The sequence below is a fragment of the Asanoa sp. NPDC050611 genome (assembly GCF_040654855.1).
In the GTDB taxonomy this organism is placed as follows: domain Bacteria; phylum Actinomycetota; class Actinomycetes; order Mycobacteriales; family Micromonosporaceae; genus Asanoa.
The window spans coordinates 1-13,568 of sequence record NZ_JBFAIU010000203.1; the positions used below are offsets into that span (position 1 = coordinate 1).

Consider the following 13,568-nt stretch of genomic DNA (forward strand, 5'->3'; position numbering starts at 1 on the left):
CCGCCCCCGGGCTCTGCCCGGGGGCGGTGTTTCGTGTTCTCGGCCCATCGCCGTGGGCAGCGCTCTAGCGTGGGTTTCGTCGGGTCGACATCGATCCCGCCAATCGTCAAGAGCTGGCCCGCCCGAGTCGGGGCATTTGGACTGTTTAATGCGGTTTAAAGGGCTAACGGCCCTTCGCTCCCCTCCAGTGAGCCTGGAACGGAGAGGAGACGCCGCATGTCCGCCGCCGATATCCGCCCATTCACCGTCACGATCCCCGGGCGCGACCTCGAGGACCTGCGCGACCGGATCGACAACACCCGGTGGCCCGAGCGCGAGACCGTGCCTGACCTGACGCAGGGCGTACAGCTCGAGACCATGCAGGAGCTCGCGCGGTACTGGATGTCGGACTACGACCTGCGGCGGATCGAGGCGCGGCTCAACGACCTGCCCCAGTTCATGACCGAGATCGACGGCCTGGACATCCACTTCATCCACGTGCGGTCCCGGCACGAGGACGCGATGCCGCTGATCCTCACCCACGGCTGGCCCGGCTCCGTCGTCGAGTTCCTGCAGACCATCGACCTGCTCACCGACCCGGAGGCGCACGGCGCCAGCGCCGCGGACGCCTTCCACGTGGTCGTCCCGTCGGTGCCCGGCTACGGGTTCTCGGGGCGCCCGGACACCACCGGCTGGGGACCCGAACACATCGCCCGGGCCTGGGTGACGCTGATGAACCGCGTCGGCTACCAGCGGTTCGCGGCGCAGGGCGGGGACTGGGGCGCGATCATCACGGACCTCATGGGCGCGCAGGCACCCGACGGGCTGCTGGGCATCCACTCGAACATGCCCGCCACGGTGCCGGACGACGTCTTCCGGGTGATGACGCAGAACGTGCTCGGCACGGGCGACCCCAAGCCGACCGACCTCTCCGCCGAGGAGAGCCGCGCCTACGACCAGCTGAGCTTCCTCTACACCAAGGGCATCGGGTACGCGCTGGAGATGGCACTGCACCCGCAGACCCTCTACGGGCTGGCCGACTCCCCGGTCGCGCTCGCGGCCTGGATGATCGACCACGACCAGCAGAGCTACGAGGACATCTCGGCGGCGTTCGTGCAGAAGGAGCCCGTCGGCATGCTCAGCCGGGACGAGGTCCTCGACAACGTGACGCTGGCCTGGCTGACCAACACCGGCATCTCGTCGGCCCGGCTCTACTGGGAGAGCGCGGTCGGGTTCTTCAACGTCAAGGGCGTCCGGACGCCGGCCGCGGTCAGCGTGTTCCCGCACGAGCTCTACCAGGCACCGCGGTCGTGGACCGAGCGCGCGTACCCGAACCTCATCTATTTCAACGAGGTCGACGCCGGGAACCACTTCGCCGCCTGGCAGGAGCCGGAACTGTTCGCCGCCGAGGTCCGCAACGGCCTGCGGCCGCTGCGGTCATGACCGCCATGCCGACGCTCGCCGGCGCGACGGAGTGGATCAACTCCGAGCCGCTCGGTCCCGGCGAGCTCGCCGGCCGGCCGGTGCTCGTCGACTTCTGGACGCTGACGTGCATCAACTGGCTGCGCACCGAGCCCTACATCCGCGCCTGGGACCGCGCGTACCGCGACGACGGGCTGGTCGTGGTCGGCGTGCACACGCCCGAGTTCTCGTTCGAGCACGACGTCGACCTCGTGCGGCAGGCGACCAAGGAGCGCGGCATCGGGTACGCGGTCGCGGTGGACAACGACTACGGGGTCTGGACCGCCTTCGACAACCACTTCTGGCCCGCGCTGTACTTCGTCGACGGGGACGGCGTGATCCGCGACCACCACTTCGGCGAGGGCCGCTACGTCGAGTCGGAGCAGTCGTTGCAGCGCCTGCTCGGCCTCGACCGGGAGCTGGTCACCGGCGCGGTCGAGGGTAGCGGCGTCGAGGCGGAGGCCGACTGGGACACGCTGCGCACGCCGGAGACCTACCTCGGCTACGGGCGTGGCGGCGGGTTCGCCTCGGCGGGGCCGGCGCTCGACGAGCGGCGCGACTACGCGTTCCCGGGTTACCTGCCGGCCAACCAGTGGGGACTGGACGGCGAGTGGACGATCGAGCGCGAGAAGGTCCGGCTGGCCGGGGACGACGGCAGCATCGCGTTCCGGTTCCAGGCGCGGGACGCCCACCTGGTGCTGGCCAACCCGACCGGGCGGTCGATCCCGTTCCAGGTGTTCCTCGACGGTGCCAAGCCGGGGCCGGCGCACGGCGTCGACGTCGACCCCGAAGGGGTGGGTGCGCTCCGGGAGGGCCGGCTCTACCAGCTCGTCCGCCAGCCCGGCCCGATCGCCGAACGGATCCTGGAGATCACGTTCAGCGAACCGGGCGCGGAGGCGTACGCCTTCACCTTCGGCTGAGGCCCCGAGGCGCAGACGCCGTCAGTTGCCGTCGAAGAGCTGGCCGATGATGTTGTCGCCGGGGCGGCCGTCGTTGTTCGGGCGGCCGTCGTTGTTCGGGCGGCCGCCGCCGTTCGGGTTGTCCGGCTTGTCGGTCGGGTCCGCCGGGGGCGGCGAGCCGCCGCTGATCTTCAGCGTCACGATCGCGCCCTCGGAGCTGCGGCCGCTCGGGTCGCTGTAGGCGACGGTGCCCTCGGGGCAGGTCGACGGCACCCGGGCGTCGTCGACCTTGACGTTGAAGCCGGCCTCCTGGATCCGGGCCTGCGCCTCGTCGATCCGGTCGCAGGACACGTCCGGGATCGACTTCTGGTTGCCGTACGCCGTCTCCTTCGACGGCGCCGGGAAGTCGACCCGCGGCTTGCCCTTCATCGCGTCCGCCAGCGTCTCGTACACCGCCGGGTTGATCTTGTTGTGGTCCATGTTCTCGGGCGTCTCCGGGAAGTCCGGGTCCGCCATGATCCCGGCGACCGCCAGCGTCGTGGTGGTGACCACCAGCGAGGCGGTGCGGTCGCTGTCGGTGGTGCCGGTCTTGCCGGCCACCGGGTGGTCGACGACGCCGTGCACGCCCGGCGCCGTCGCGCCGCGGCACTTGCCGAACGCGGACTGGTCGCCGACCGGGCACCGGGCGATGTCGATCGCACCCCGGGCCACCTCGGTGGGCACCCCCTGGTTGCAGTGCGGCGCCCCCACGTCGATCTTGGCGCCCTCGAAGTCCACGATCTGCTCGACCGGCGTGGGATCGCAGTGCTTGCCGTCGGCCGCCAGCGTCGCGTACGCGTTGGCGAGGTCGAGCGGGGTGGTCGCCGAGACGCCCAGGGTGAACGAGCCCCAGGTGTCGGCGGCCTCCTTGTTGTTGGCGTGCTCGGCCTCTGTCGGGGCGAGGAACCGGATGCCCAGCGCCTTCGCCGCCTGGATGGTGTTGTACGCGCCGGCCTGCTCCTCGAGCGGCACGAAGTAGGTGTTCACCGAGCGGCCGAACGCGCTCCACATGTCGTGCCGGCCGGCCATGCCCGAGTTGTCGTTGGTCGGGCAGTAGCGCGGGATGTCCGAGCAGCTGCCCGGCTCACCCTGCGGGGCGTAGTAGCCGGACCGGTACTGCTGGGGCGCGTTGATCTCGGTGGCCATCGGCATGCCCTTCTGCAGGGCTGCCACGGCCGCGAAGATCTTGAAGGTCGAGCCGGCCTGGTAGCCGTTGACCCCGCCACCGCCGGTGATCAGCGGGTTGGTGGTGACCGGGTACGTGCCGCGTACGCCCCGCTGCGCTTCCTTGGGGTTGCTGTGCGGCTTGTTCCTCGGCTTCGACGGGTTGTCGATGCCGTAGACCCGGTTGGTGGCCAGCGCGCGGACCTTGCCGGTGCCCGGCTCGACCGCGGCCACCATCAGCGCTTCCTTGTGCTCGGCCCCGAGCTGCTCGGTCACGTTCTTGTGGGCCGCCTTCTGCACGGCCGGGTCCAGCGAGGTGACGACCCGGTAGCCGCCGCCGCGCAGGCGCCGCTCCCGGTCGTACGTGGTGCTGCCGAACGCCTCCTGCTGGAGCCACCAGCGCTGGAAATAGTCGCAGAAGAAGCCGTAGTCGTTGGGCCGGGCCGCGGTGCAGCCGTTGCTCGGCGTCCTGCCGACGAACTTGAGCTGGACGGCCTTGGCCGCCGTGGCCTGCGCCGAGGTGACCGCACCGGTCTTGACCATCTGGTCGAGCACCCAGTCGCGGCGCTCCAGGGTCTGCGCCCGCAGGCCCTCGTCCATCGGGTCGTAGTCGCTGGGCGCGCGGATCACGCCGGCCAGCAGCGCCGACTCCGACAGGTTGAGCTTGTCGGGCGTCTTGCCGAAGTAGTACATGGAGGCCGCGTAGATGCCGTAGGTGCTGTGCCCGAACGGCGCCATGTTGAGGTAGCGCTCCAGGACGCCGTTCTTGCCCAGCTCCTTGTCGAGCGCGAGGGCCTGCCGGCTTTCCTTGATCTTGCGGCTCGTGCTCTTCTCGGTCGCCTCGACCACCTGCTGCGGGTCGGTCGCGGCGTACGTGGCGAGCATCCGGACCAGCTGCATGTCGAGGGTCGAGCCGCCCTGCTGCGCCCCGGTCGTCTTGTTGACCACCACGGCCCGCGCCAGGCCCCGCACGTCCACGCCGTTGTGCCGGTAGAACGACTGGTCCTCGGCCGCCACCAGCGCCTGCGGCACGGTCGCCGCGATCGCCGTGAGCGGCACGTCCTTGCGGTTCTCGTCGAAGAAGGTGGCCAGCGGGGTCCGGCCGTCGCGGGCGAGCACCTGGGTCGCCTGGGGTGCCTGCTTGACGGTGAAGCTCGCGGGCAGCTCGTCGAAGGACATCGCGCCCGCCTTGGCGATCAGCCCGGACGCCGCTGCCAGGGGGAAGGCGGCGGCCGCCACGATCACGCCGGATAGCACACCGACCGCGGCCAGCGTGGCCACGTTGCGGAACCGGCTGTTTTCGTGCGCGCGCATGGGACCCCCGGGCTGTTTGGCGTGTATTGGACCAGACGCGTCAATCGGCCTGGCGGTTGCGGGTGGGGATGCGTGAATCCGGTCACCACCGGCGCGACACGCGGCCTAGCCTCCATATAAACGGGGCAAAAGCCGGATATGGAGCGGGGATGGACCTGGACGAGATCACCAAACTGGCGCAGAACGAGCGGGTACGCCGTCTGCTGCTCAGCGTGTTGACCCGGGCGGGTGACGGGCTCGACCTGAACCGCCTGCTCGACCAGCTCCAGCAGGGCGGCCTGCAGCAGCACGTGCAGTCCTGGATCAGCACCGGGCCGAACCGCGAGATCACCGACGCGCAGATCCGCGACGCGCTGGGCGCGGCCAACCTCGACGCGGCCGCCGACGACGCCGGCCTGCCGACGAAGCGGGCCGCGGGGACGCTGGCCGAGGTCCTGCCCCAGCTCGTCGACCGGGCCAGCCCCGGCGGCGCACTGCCCGACGCCACGACGCTCCAGGAAGCCTTCAACCAACTCCTGCTTGGTGAGACGAAGGAGGACCACGCATGATCGCCACACTGCTCTGGGCGCTCATCGGCGGCGTGATCATCGGCGCGCTGGCCCGGCTGATCCTGCCCGGGCGCCAGTACATCTCGATCTGGGCCACGATCACCATCGGCTTCATCGCGGCGCTGGTCGGAGGTGTGATCGCCGACTTACTCGGCGTCGGTGAGACCCGCGGCATCGACTGGATCCGGCACGGCATCCAGATCGGCCTGGCGATCCTGTTCGTCTGGATCTTCACCCGCCTCGCGGCCCGCGACGCGGCCAAACGCTCACTGGAGCAGTAGCTCGTCGAACAGCAACGCGGGCTCGGCCGGCCGGCGGGTGTCGAAGCGGTACGAGCGGACGACGCCCGCGGCGGAGTCGAGCACGGAGAACACGGTGATGTCGTTGTCGGCCACGTAGGGCAGCGGCGCACCGGTCGGGCCGGTCAGCGGCGCGACCGTGGGCATCACCGGGGTCAGGCCGCCCGGGTCGCCACGCTCCGGGAATGCGCCGTAGGAGTTGCCGACGTTGGAGGTCTCCAGCCAGTTGACGCCCGCCGGGTCGCGGAACCTGTTCCAGAGGTGCGAGTGCCCGTTGACGACCAGGTCGACGCCCGCGGAGCCGAACAGGGGTGCCAGGTCGCGCAGGACGACGTCGTGCTCGATCGGGTACGCGTAGCCGCCGTCCGTGGGCACCGGGTCGGTGTAGGCGGGCACCGCGTGTGCGCCCAGCCCGTGGCTGGCGTGGTGGAACAGCACGACCCGGAACTTGGCTGCCCTGGCCGGCGGCGAGGCGAGCTCGGCGGCCAGCCACTCGTATTGCGGCGAGCCCGCGTCGACCCGCTCGAACAGGAACTGGCCGCCCATCGGGTCGCCGAGGCGGTCGGCCGGCTCGGTGTAGGTGGTGACCGCGTCCCGCCACGCCCGGGTGACGAACAGCGCGACCACGAACACGTCGCCGACCGTCCTGGCCCACCAGCGCGGGCCGGCCGGGCCGGCGGGCACCGGGAACAGCGCCTCGTAGCTTGCGGTGTCCCAGGCGTCCGGCGCGGGATCGTCGAACTTCTCCCGCAGCGTCCGGTGCCGGGCGCGGCGACCCATCACCTCGTGGTTGCCGATCGCCGGGAACAGCGGGGCGTGCTGCAGCAGGGGTGCGCCCCGGTAGCGCCGGCCGGCGATCTCCGTGTCGGCCCGCCCGGTCATGCTCGCGAAGAACCCGCGCCCGGTCGGGTGGTCGAACCAGTCGGCGGCGCGGTCCGGCACGCCGACCATGTCGCCGGCGAACAGCACGCCGTCGAGCTCCACCCCGACCGTCTCGGCCACCTTCGCGATGTTGGCCGGGGTCATCCGCCACATCTGGTGGTCGCTGGAGAGCAGCAGCCGCACGTTCGTGCCCGGCGGGGCGGCGGGCGCCAGGGAGTATTCGCGCGACCCGGTGACCGCCCCGTCCGCGAGGACCGAGACGATGCGGTACGGGGTGCGGCCCGCACCGAGACCGTCCACGTACGCCCAGTGGCGGTGCACGGTCGCGCGTACGCCATCGTCGTCATGCAGGGTGACCAGTGCGGAGCTGGTCGCTTCGACGCGCCGCCCGCCGCCGAGCAGCACCGCGCCGGAGGCCGGTGCGCCGGTGTGCCAGAGGACGTGCACGCCGTCGGGGGACGGGTCGAGAAGATACGGCTCGCTGTGCACGTGGCAAGTATCCCGGTGCGCCGATCGGATAACGTCACTCCAGAAGCGAGCGGAGCGAGCGCGGTCAGCTCAGCCGACGTCGGACGTGCTCCGCCGACCCGAGGGAGGCGGCGGCATGTCCGAGACGGGTTATCCCTGGCCGATCGAGACCACCCGGCTCGCCAACGGCATGCGCGTGGTGGTCAGCGAGGACCGCAGCGCACCGGTCGTGGCGGTCAACCTCTGGTACGACGTCGGGTCGCGGCACGAGCCCGAAGGGCAGACCGGCTTCGCGCACCTCTTCGAGCACCTGATGTTCGAGGGCTCCGTCAACGTGCCGAAGACTGAGCACATGCGGCTCGTGCAGGGCAACGGCGGCTCGCTGAACGCCACGACCAACCCGGACCGCACCAACTACTTCGAGACGATGCCGGCCGAGCACCTCGAGCTGGCGCTCTGGCTCGAAGCCGACCGGATGGGCGGGCTCGTCCCCGCGCTGGTCCAGGAGACGCTCGACAACCAGCGCGACGTGGTCAAGAACGAGCGGCGGCAGCGGTACGAGAACGTGCCGTACGGCGACGCCTGGCTGCGCCTGCTGCCGCTGCTCTACCCGGCGGGGCATCCCTACCACCACCCGACGATCGGGTCCATGGACGACCTCAACGCGGCCGAGCTGGCCACGTTCCAGGCGTTCCACCGCAGCTACTACGCGCCAGACAACGCGGTGCTGACGGTCGCGGGCGACGCCGCGCCGGCCGACGTGTTCGCGCTGGCGGAGAAGTACTTCGGCCGGTTGGACGCCGGCGGCGCGCGGCCGCTGGCGCCCGAGGGCTCGCTGGCCGGCTGGGCCGGGCCGGTCTCCTCGGTCGTGGCGGCCGAGGTGCCCGCGCCGCGGGTCTACCTGGCGCACCGGACCTACCCCTACGGCACGCCGGAGTACGACGCGGTCACCGTGCTGGCCGTGGTGCTGGGCCAGGGCCGGGGTTCGCGGCTCTACCGGCTGCTGGCCGACGGCGCGCGGCTCGCCCAGCCCGACACGGTCTCGGCCTACGGCGTCGACCTCGCGTACGCCCCCGCGCCGCTGATCGCCTCCGCCACGGCCCGCCCCGGCGTCACCGCCGCCCGGCTCGGCGCGGCCCTGGCCGAGGTGGTCGACGAGCTGGTCAGCGGCGGCGTCACGGAGTCGGAGCTGGCCCGGGCCAAGGCGCTGCTGGAGACCGAGTGGTGGACCGCGGTGGCCTCGGTGGACGGCCGGGCGGACCTGCTCAGCCGCTACACGACGCTGTTCGGCGACCCGGCGCTGGTCGGCTCGCGGCTGCCGGGCTGGCGCGCGGTGACCGCCGACGCGCTGGCCGACGTGGCCCGTGACGTGCTCCGACCCGAGGACCGGGTGACGCTGGTTTACGAGCCCATGGAGGCAGTGGCATGACGCAGCTCATCGCGCAGCGCCCGGAGCCCGGCACGCCGCGGCCGTTCCGGTTCCCGTCCGTGGTCCACCGCGACGTCGCCGGCGGCTCCGTGGTGGCCGCCGACCTGCCGGGCCACAACCTGGCCGTGGCGACGCTGCTGCTGGACGCGGGCGGCGGCCGCGAGACGATCGGCGTCGAGGGCGTGGCGGAGGTGCTGGCCAAGGCCATCGAGGAGGGCACGACCACGCGCTCGGCCGCCGACTACGCCGTGGCGCTCGAGTCGCTCGGCACCGACCTGTCGCTGTCGGTCGACTGGGACTCGTTCTCGGCGACGGTGCAGGTGCCGGTCTCGGCGTTGCCGGCCGCGGTGGAGCTGCTGGCCGAGGCGGTGCGCCGGCCCAAGTTGGATCCGGCCGACGTGGCGCGCGTCCGTGACGACGAGGCCGAGTCGCTGCGGCTCTACTGGGCCAACCCGGGGCCGCGCGCGGACGCGGTGCTGCGCGCGGACCTGTTCGGTTCCGAGGTGCGGCACGGGCGGCCGCTGTCGGGCGACCCGCGCTCGGTGGCCGGCCTGTCGGTCGACGACGTGCTGGCGTTCCACCGCTCCTGGTTCTCCGCGCCGGGCACGCTGCTGGTCGTCGGTGACCTGTCCCGGCTGGACCTCGACGCGCTGGGCCGCGCGGCGTTCGCCGGCGCCACCGAGGCCGCGGCGGTGTCCGGTGACCCGTTCCCGGTGGTGTCCCGGCCGGCGCGCCGGATCGTGCTGGTCGACCGGCCAGGCTCGGTGCAGTCGACACTGCGGCTCGGCCACACGGCGCCGCACCGGTCGCACCCCGACTACGTGCCGATGACGCTGGGCGCGATCGTGCTCGGCGGTGCGTTCACGTCGCGGCTCAACCACCTGCTGCGCGAGGTGCGCGGCTACACCTACGGCATCCGCGCCGAGTACGGCCTGTCCCGGCGCTTCGGCCGGTTCGTGGTCAGCGCCGGGGTCCAGACCGCCGTGACGGCGCCGGCACTCGTCGACGCGGTCGGCGAGATCGCCCGCACCCAGGCGGAGGGCGTCACGGAGCCGGAGCTGGCGGTGGCCCGCGACTGGCGGGCGGGGCAGCTGTCGGTGGGCCTGCAGACGCCGCGCGCCTATGCGAGCGCGCTGTCCACACTGGTGGTTCACGACCTGCCGGACGACTACCACGCCCAGCTGCGGGAGTCGTTGCTGCACGCGACGGTGCCGTCGGTGACCGACGCGACGGCCACCCACCTGAACCCCGCGGGCCTGACGCTGGTCGTCGAGGGCGACGCGGAGAAGATCCGCGGCGACCTGGAAGCGACGGACCTGGGCGAGGTGGTCCCGGCCGCGATCTAGCGTCGCGGCCAGCCGTAGAGGCGCTCGACGTGCAGGGTCAGCGCGATGCGGTGCTCGGTGACCATCGCCGCGCGGAACTCGGCCCAGTCCGGGTGTTCGCCGGCGATGCGCCGGTAGATGTCGACCAGTTCGTCGACAGTGCCGTCGCTCGGGTCGGCGGCCACCGGCGAGAGCGCCGCCCGGCCCTCCGCGACCACGTAACGGCCCAGGTCCGGTGTCGTCACCTCGAAGCTCCCCCGTGGGTCGCGGCGCAGGTTGACCGTCTTCTGGCGGTGGTCCGTCACCGACACCCGGACCGTGCCGGCCGTCCGGTCGTACGTGTAGTTGACGTTGGACAGGTGCGGCCGGCCGTCACGCTGGAGGGTGGCCAGGATGCCGGCGTCGCGGGATTCGAGTAGCTCGTGGAAGGCCTCGGTCACGCGCACCATTCTCGCCCCGGTGGCAGAGTGGGAACCATGTTGGCGCCGTTCGTCGCGAGTATCGGCTGCTACGAGGCCGACGTGCCCGACGGGCGGGAGACCACCGTGCCCACCGGCGCCGCGCAGATCGTGGTCAACCTCGACCGTGACGAGCTGAGCTGGCACTCCGGGGGCAAGCGGCACACCCGGGGCGGGATCGGCTTCTGCCCGCCGCAGGCACGGCCGCTGGAGATCGACACCGCGCAGCAGCGCCGGACGATCTGCGTCGCGTTCCGGCCCGGTGGGGCGTACCCGTTCGTCGGCCCGGTCGACGCCCTCGACGAGCCGGTGATCGACCTGGACGAGCTCTGGGGGCGCACGTTCCTGCGGGAGCGGCTCCAGGCGGCGGCCTCGCCCCGCGCCGCGCTGCGGCTCGTCGAGGAGGAGCTGGCCGGTCGCCTGGCACACCCGCCCGACCCCGGCCTGGCCGCCGCGGCCGCCGACCTGGGCCGTGGCCTCGCCGTGGCCGCCGTGGGCATCACGACCGGGGCCGACCGCCGGCGGTTCGCCGCGCAGGTCGGGCTCAGCCCGAAGCGGTTCGCCCGGGTCCGCCGCCTGCAGCGCCTGCTCGACACCGTCGGGCCGGACCGGGACTGGGCGCGGGCCGCCGTCGAGGTCGGCTACTTCGACCAGGCGCACATGGTCAACGACTTCCGCGCGCTGACCGGGCTCACGCCGACGGCGTACGAGCCCCGGTCAGCGGGTGAGCGCAACCACGTCAGGCTGCCAGCAGCTCCGCGATCTGCACCGCGTTGAGGGCCGCGCCCTTGCGCAGGTTGTCGTTGGAGACGAAGAACGCCAGGCCGTTGTCGGCGGTCTCGTCGGACCGCAGCCGGCCGACGTAGGACGGGTCCTGGCCGGCCGCCTTGAGCGGGGTCGGCACGTCGTCGACGGCCACGCCGGGCGCGTCGGCCAGCAGCTCGGCGGCGCGGGCCGGGCTCAGCGGGCTCGCGAAGCGGGCGTTGACCTGCATCGAGTGGCCGGTGAAGACCGGCACGCGGACGCACGTGCCGGAGACCCGCAGCCCCGGGATCTCGAGGATCTTGCGGCTCTCGTTGCGGAGCTTGTGCTCCTCCTCGGTCTCGTCGTCGACGAGGGCGCCGGCCAGCGGCAGCACGTTGAACGCGATCGGCTGGCTGAACTGGCGCGGCTCCGGGAACTCGACCGCGGCGCCGTCGTGGGTCAGCTCCGTGGCCCGCTCGGCGACCTTGCGGACCTGTTCGTCGAGCTCGGCCACGCCGGACAGCCCGGCGCCGGAGACCGCCTGGTAGGTGGCCACCACCATGGCCACCAGCCCGGCCTCGCGGTGCAGCGGCCGCAGCACCGGCATGATCGCCATCGTGGTGCAGTTGGGGTTGGCGATGATGCCCCGGGGCCGGTCGGCGATCGCGTGCGGGTTGACCTCGGCGACCACGAGCGGGACCTGCGGGTCCATCCGCCAGGCCGACGAGTTGTCGATCACCACGGCGCCGGTCTCGGCGACCTTCGGGGCCAGCGTCCTGGACGCGCCCTTGCCGGCCGAGAAGAGCACGACGTCGAGACCGCGGTAGTCGGCGGTGTCGGCGTCCTCGACGGTGATCTCGGTGCCCTGCCACGGCAGCGTCCGCCCGGCCGAGCGCGCGCTGGCGAACAGGCGCAGCTCGTCGACCGGGAAGGCGCGCTCGGTCAGGATCCGCCGCATCACGCCGCCCACCTGGCCCGTGGCACCCACAATTCCGATCCTCATGACCGCGAGGCTACCGGCGCGGCGGCCGCCGACCGACCGGGATTCCCACCCTGTGGGGCGGCTATCACTCGTGCCGGCCGACCACCACGGTGGCGTCCAGGTCCTCGTCGGCGACGATCTCGGGCTTCAGGCCGGCCGCGGTCAGCGCCGCCCGGGCGGCGTCGATCTGGTCGACGCCGATCTCGCTGAACAGGGTGCCACCGGGCCGCAGCCAGTCGCGCGCCCCAGCGGCCACCCGGCGCAACACGTCGAGCCCGTCCGCGCCGCCGTCCAGCGCCCGCAGCGGCTCGTGCTCCCGGGCCTCCGGTGGCAACAACCCAACCGCCCCACTGGGTACGTACGGCACGTTGGCCACGAGCACATCCACCGCACCGCGCAGCGTGGCGGGCAACGGCTCGAACAGGTCCCCGGCGTAGACCCGGCCCCCGTACGGCGCCAGGTTCCGCCGCGCCACCGCGACCGCCGCGGGCTCGATGTCGGAGGCGTAGATCGAGAGCCCACCGACCCGGTGCGCCACCGCGGCGGCGATCGCGCCCGAGCCACAGGCCAGGTCGACCAGCACGGACGCGTCGGCCGCGGCTGCTGCGGCGGCGAGTCGCACGAGCAACTCGGTCCGGTGCCGGGGCACGAACACCCCGGGCGCCATCGCGACCCGCAGCCCGCAGAACTCCGCCCAGCCCACCACGTACTCCAGCGGCACGCCCCGGACCCGCTCGGCGACCATCTCGTCGAGCCGGGCCGGGTCGGGCGCCGACTCGACCAGCACCCTGGCCTCGTCCTCCGCGAACACGCACCCCGCGGCCCGCAGCCGCGCCACGATCATCTGTTCCCGCACCGCAGCGTTATACCTCGGCCGTCGGCGCCAGGCGACGGAGTACTTCGGCGAGGTCGATCGGCGGGTGGCCGGCGATCCGCTCGACGCAGTCGCTCACCTCGGCCAGGTCGCCGTGTGCGATCGCGGTGTACGTGCTGACCCAGCCGTCGACCTGCCAGGCCGGCGCGCCGTAGCCGGCCCGCGACGCGTACGCCTGCTCGAGGGTCTCCTCCTCGTAGCGGAACGCGCGGTTGAACACCGCGGTCATCGTGGCGGCCGCCTCCTCCAGCGTGATCGCGAACGGCCCGGTCAGCTCGTAGGTCTCCCCGGCGTGCCGCCCCGGCTCGCCGAGCACGGCGACCGCCACGTCCGCGACGTCGTCCCGGGCGACGCCGGCCAACCGGCCCTCGCCGGCCGGGCCGCGGATCACGCCGTCGACCGCGAGGTTCGGCAGGAAGTCCAGGTAGAGGTTGTCGCGCAGGATCGTGTGCGACAGGCCGCTGGCGTGGATGTGCTGCTCGGTGGCGTAGTGGTGGCGGGCCAGCGTGAACGTCGAGTCCGGCGCCGCGCCCACGAACGACGTGTAGACGAGGTGCTTCACGCCGGCGGCGATGGCGGCGTCGATGAACGTCAGGTGCTTGGTCACCCGGTCGGCCTCCTCGGCCGCCGAGACCATGAACAGCGTGTCCACACCGGACAGCGCCGCCCGGGCGGCGTCGGCGTCGCCGTACTCGGCCTCCAC

Annotated in this window: 13 protein-coding genes; 7 read left to right on the forward strand and 6 right to left on the reverse strand. The window is 72.5% G+C overall.

All coding sequences use genetic code 11. The features are described from left to right. The first annotated feature begins 216 nt into the window (after positions 1-216). Positions 217-1,422, forward strand: coding sequence for an epoxide hydrolase (locus tag AB0H87_RS26810; protein WP_360151177.1), 1,206 nt, complete (start codon positions 217-219; stop codon positions 1,420-1,422). Further along, the gene (locus AB0H87_RS26815) at positions 1,419-2,360 is read left to right on the forward strand and encodes a thioredoxin (RefSeq protein WP_360151180.1); all 942 of its coding nucleotides are present in this window, start codon (positions 1,419-1,421) and stop codon (positions 2,358-2,360) included. The genes AB0H87_RS26810 and AB0H87_RS26815 overlap by 4 nt, the downstream gene beginning before the upstream one ends. Before the next feature lie 21 nt (positions 2,361-2,381). On the opposite strand, the gene AB0H87_RS26820 is transcribed toward AB0H87_RS26815, so the two are convergent. After that, complete coding sequence (locus AB0H87_RS26820; protein WP_360151183.1) at positions 2,382-4,856, reverse strand: penicillin-binding protein; 2,475 nt, start codon at positions 4,854-4,856, stop codon at positions 2,382-2,384. Between the two features lie 149 nt (positions 4,857-5,005). Here AB0H87_RS26820 and AB0H87_RS26825 point away from each other — a divergent pair, with 149 nt between their 5' ends. Both AB0H87_RS26825 and AB0H87_RS26830 read left to right on the forward strand, forming a co-directional pair. Next, positions 5,006-5,404, forward strand: coding sequence for a YidB family protein (locus tag AB0H87_RS26825; protein WP_360151186.1), 399 nt, complete (start codon positions 5,006-5,008; stop codon positions 5,402-5,404). After that, complete coding sequence (locus AB0H87_RS26830) at positions 5,401-5,685, forward strand: GlsB/YeaQ/YmgE family stress response membrane protein (RefSeq protein WP_360151189.1); 285 nt, start codon at positions 5,401-5,403, stop codon at positions 5,683-5,685. Before AB0H87_RS26825 ends, AB0H87_RS26830 begins: the two co-directional genes overlap by 4 nt. Here the strand turns inward: AB0H87_RS26830 and AB0H87_RS26835 are convergent. Continuing rightward, entirely contained in the window at positions 5,671-7,074 is a 1,404-nt protein-coding gene (locus AB0H87_RS26835) for a hypothetical protein (protein ID WP_360151192.1), read from the reverse strand. The two genes, AB0H87_RS26830 and AB0H87_RS26835, sit on opposite strands and share 15 nt — an antisense overlap. Before the next feature lie 115 nt (positions 7,075-7,189). Here AB0H87_RS26835 and AB0H87_RS26840 point away from each other — a divergent pair, with 115 nt between their 5' ends. Beyond that, positions 7,190-8,482, forward strand: a complete 1,293-nt coding sequence (locus AB0H87_RS26840) for a pitrilysin family protein (protein WP_360151195.1) — start codon at positions 7,190-7,192, stop codon at positions 8,480-8,482. Further along, a complete protein-coding gene (locus AB0H87_RS26845) occupies positions 8,479-9,828 on the forward strand; it encodes a pitrilysin family protein (protein WP_360151198.1) in 1,350 nt (449 codons plus the stop codon). The genes AB0H87_RS26840 and AB0H87_RS26845 overlap by 4 nt, the downstream gene beginning before the upstream one ends. Here AB0H87_RS26845 and AB0H87_RS26850 read toward each other — a convergent pair. Beyond that, entirely contained in the window at positions 9,825-10,247 is a 423-nt protein-coding gene (locus tag AB0H87_RS26850) for a PPOX class F420-dependent oxidoreductase (protein WP_360151201.1), read from the reverse strand. The genes AB0H87_RS26845 and AB0H87_RS26850 overlap by 4 nt on opposite strands. A gap of 36 nt (positions 10,248-10,283) precedes the next feature. On the opposite strand from AB0H87_RS26850, the gene AB0H87_RS26855 reads away from it, so the two are divergent. Continuing rightward, positions 10,284-11,042: a helix-turn-helix domain-containing protein gene (locus tag AB0H87_RS26855; protein ID WP_360151204.1), complete on the forward strand. Its 759-nt coding sequence runs from the start codon at positions 10,284-10,286 to the stop codon at positions 11,040-11,042. Here the strand turns inward: AB0H87_RS26855 and AB0H87_RS26860 are convergent. The 3 genes from AB0H87_RS26860 to AB0H87_RS26870 form a co-directional block, all read right to left on the reverse strand. Next, entirely contained in the window at positions 11,005-12,012 is a 1,008-nt protein-coding gene (locus AB0H87_RS26860; RefSeq protein WP_360151207.1) for an aspartate-semialdehyde dehydrogenase, read from the reverse strand. The genes AB0H87_RS26855 and AB0H87_RS26860 overlap by 38 nt on opposite strands. Before the next feature lie 64 nt (positions 12,013-12,076). Then, positions 12,077-12,835: a putative protein N(5)-glutamine methyltransferase gene (locus AB0H87_RS26865; protein ID WP_360151211.1), complete on the reverse strand. Its 759-nt coding sequence runs from the start codon at positions 12,833-12,835 to the stop codon at positions 12,077-12,079. 19 nt (positions 12,836-12,854) lie between these two features. Next, on the reverse strand, positions 12,855-13,568 hold a 714-nt coding region (locus AB0H87_RS26870; protein WP_360151209.1), incomplete at its 5' end, for an NAD(P)H-binding protein.

What these genes read in the sequence shown, in the direction of transcription:
- AB0H87_RS26810 (WP_360151177.1), top strand. Translation starts at nt 217, where the DNA reads ATGTCCGCCGCCGATATCCGCCCATTCACCGTCACGATCCCCGGGCGC.
- AB0H87_RS26815 (WP_360151180.1), top strand. Translation starts at nt 1,419, where the DNA reads ATGACCGCCATGCCGACGCTCGCCGGCGCGACGGAGTGGATCAACTCC.
- AB0H87_RS26820 (WP_360151183.1), bottom strand. Translation starts at nt 4,856, where the DNA reads ATGCGCGCGCACGAAAACAGCCGGTTCCGCAACGTGGCCACGCTGGCC.
- AB0H87_RS26825 (WP_360151186.1), top strand. Translation starts at nt 5,006, where the DNA reads ATGGACCTGGACGAGATCACCAAACTGGCGCAGAACGAGCGGGTACGC.
- AB0H87_RS26830 (WP_360151189.1), top strand. Translation starts at nt 5,401, where the DNA reads ATGATCGCCACACTGCTCTGGGCGCTCATCGGCGGCGTGATCATCGGC.
- AB0H87_RS26840 (WP_360151195.1), top strand. Translation starts at nt 7,190, where the DNA reads ATGTCCGAGACGGGTTATCCCTGGCCGATCGAGACCACCCGGCTCGCC.
- AB0H87_RS26845 (WP_360151198.1), top strand. Translation starts at nt 8,479, where the DNA reads ATGACGCAGCTCATCGCGCAGCGCCCGGAGCCCGGCACGCCGCGGCCG.
- AB0H87_RS26855 (WP_360151204.1), top strand. Translation starts at nt 10,284, where the DNA reads ATGTTGGCGCCGTTCGTCGCGAGTATCGGCTGCTACGAGGCCGACGTG.
- AB0H87_RS26860 (WP_360151207.1), bottom strand. Translation starts at nt 12,012, where the DNA reads ATGAGGATCGGAATTGTGGGTGCCACGGGCCAGGTGGGCGGCGTGATG.
- AB0H87_RS26865 (WP_360151211.1), bottom strand. Translation starts at nt 12,835, where the DNA reads ATGATCGTGGCGCGGCTGCGGGCCGCGGGGTGCGTGTTCGCGGAGGAC.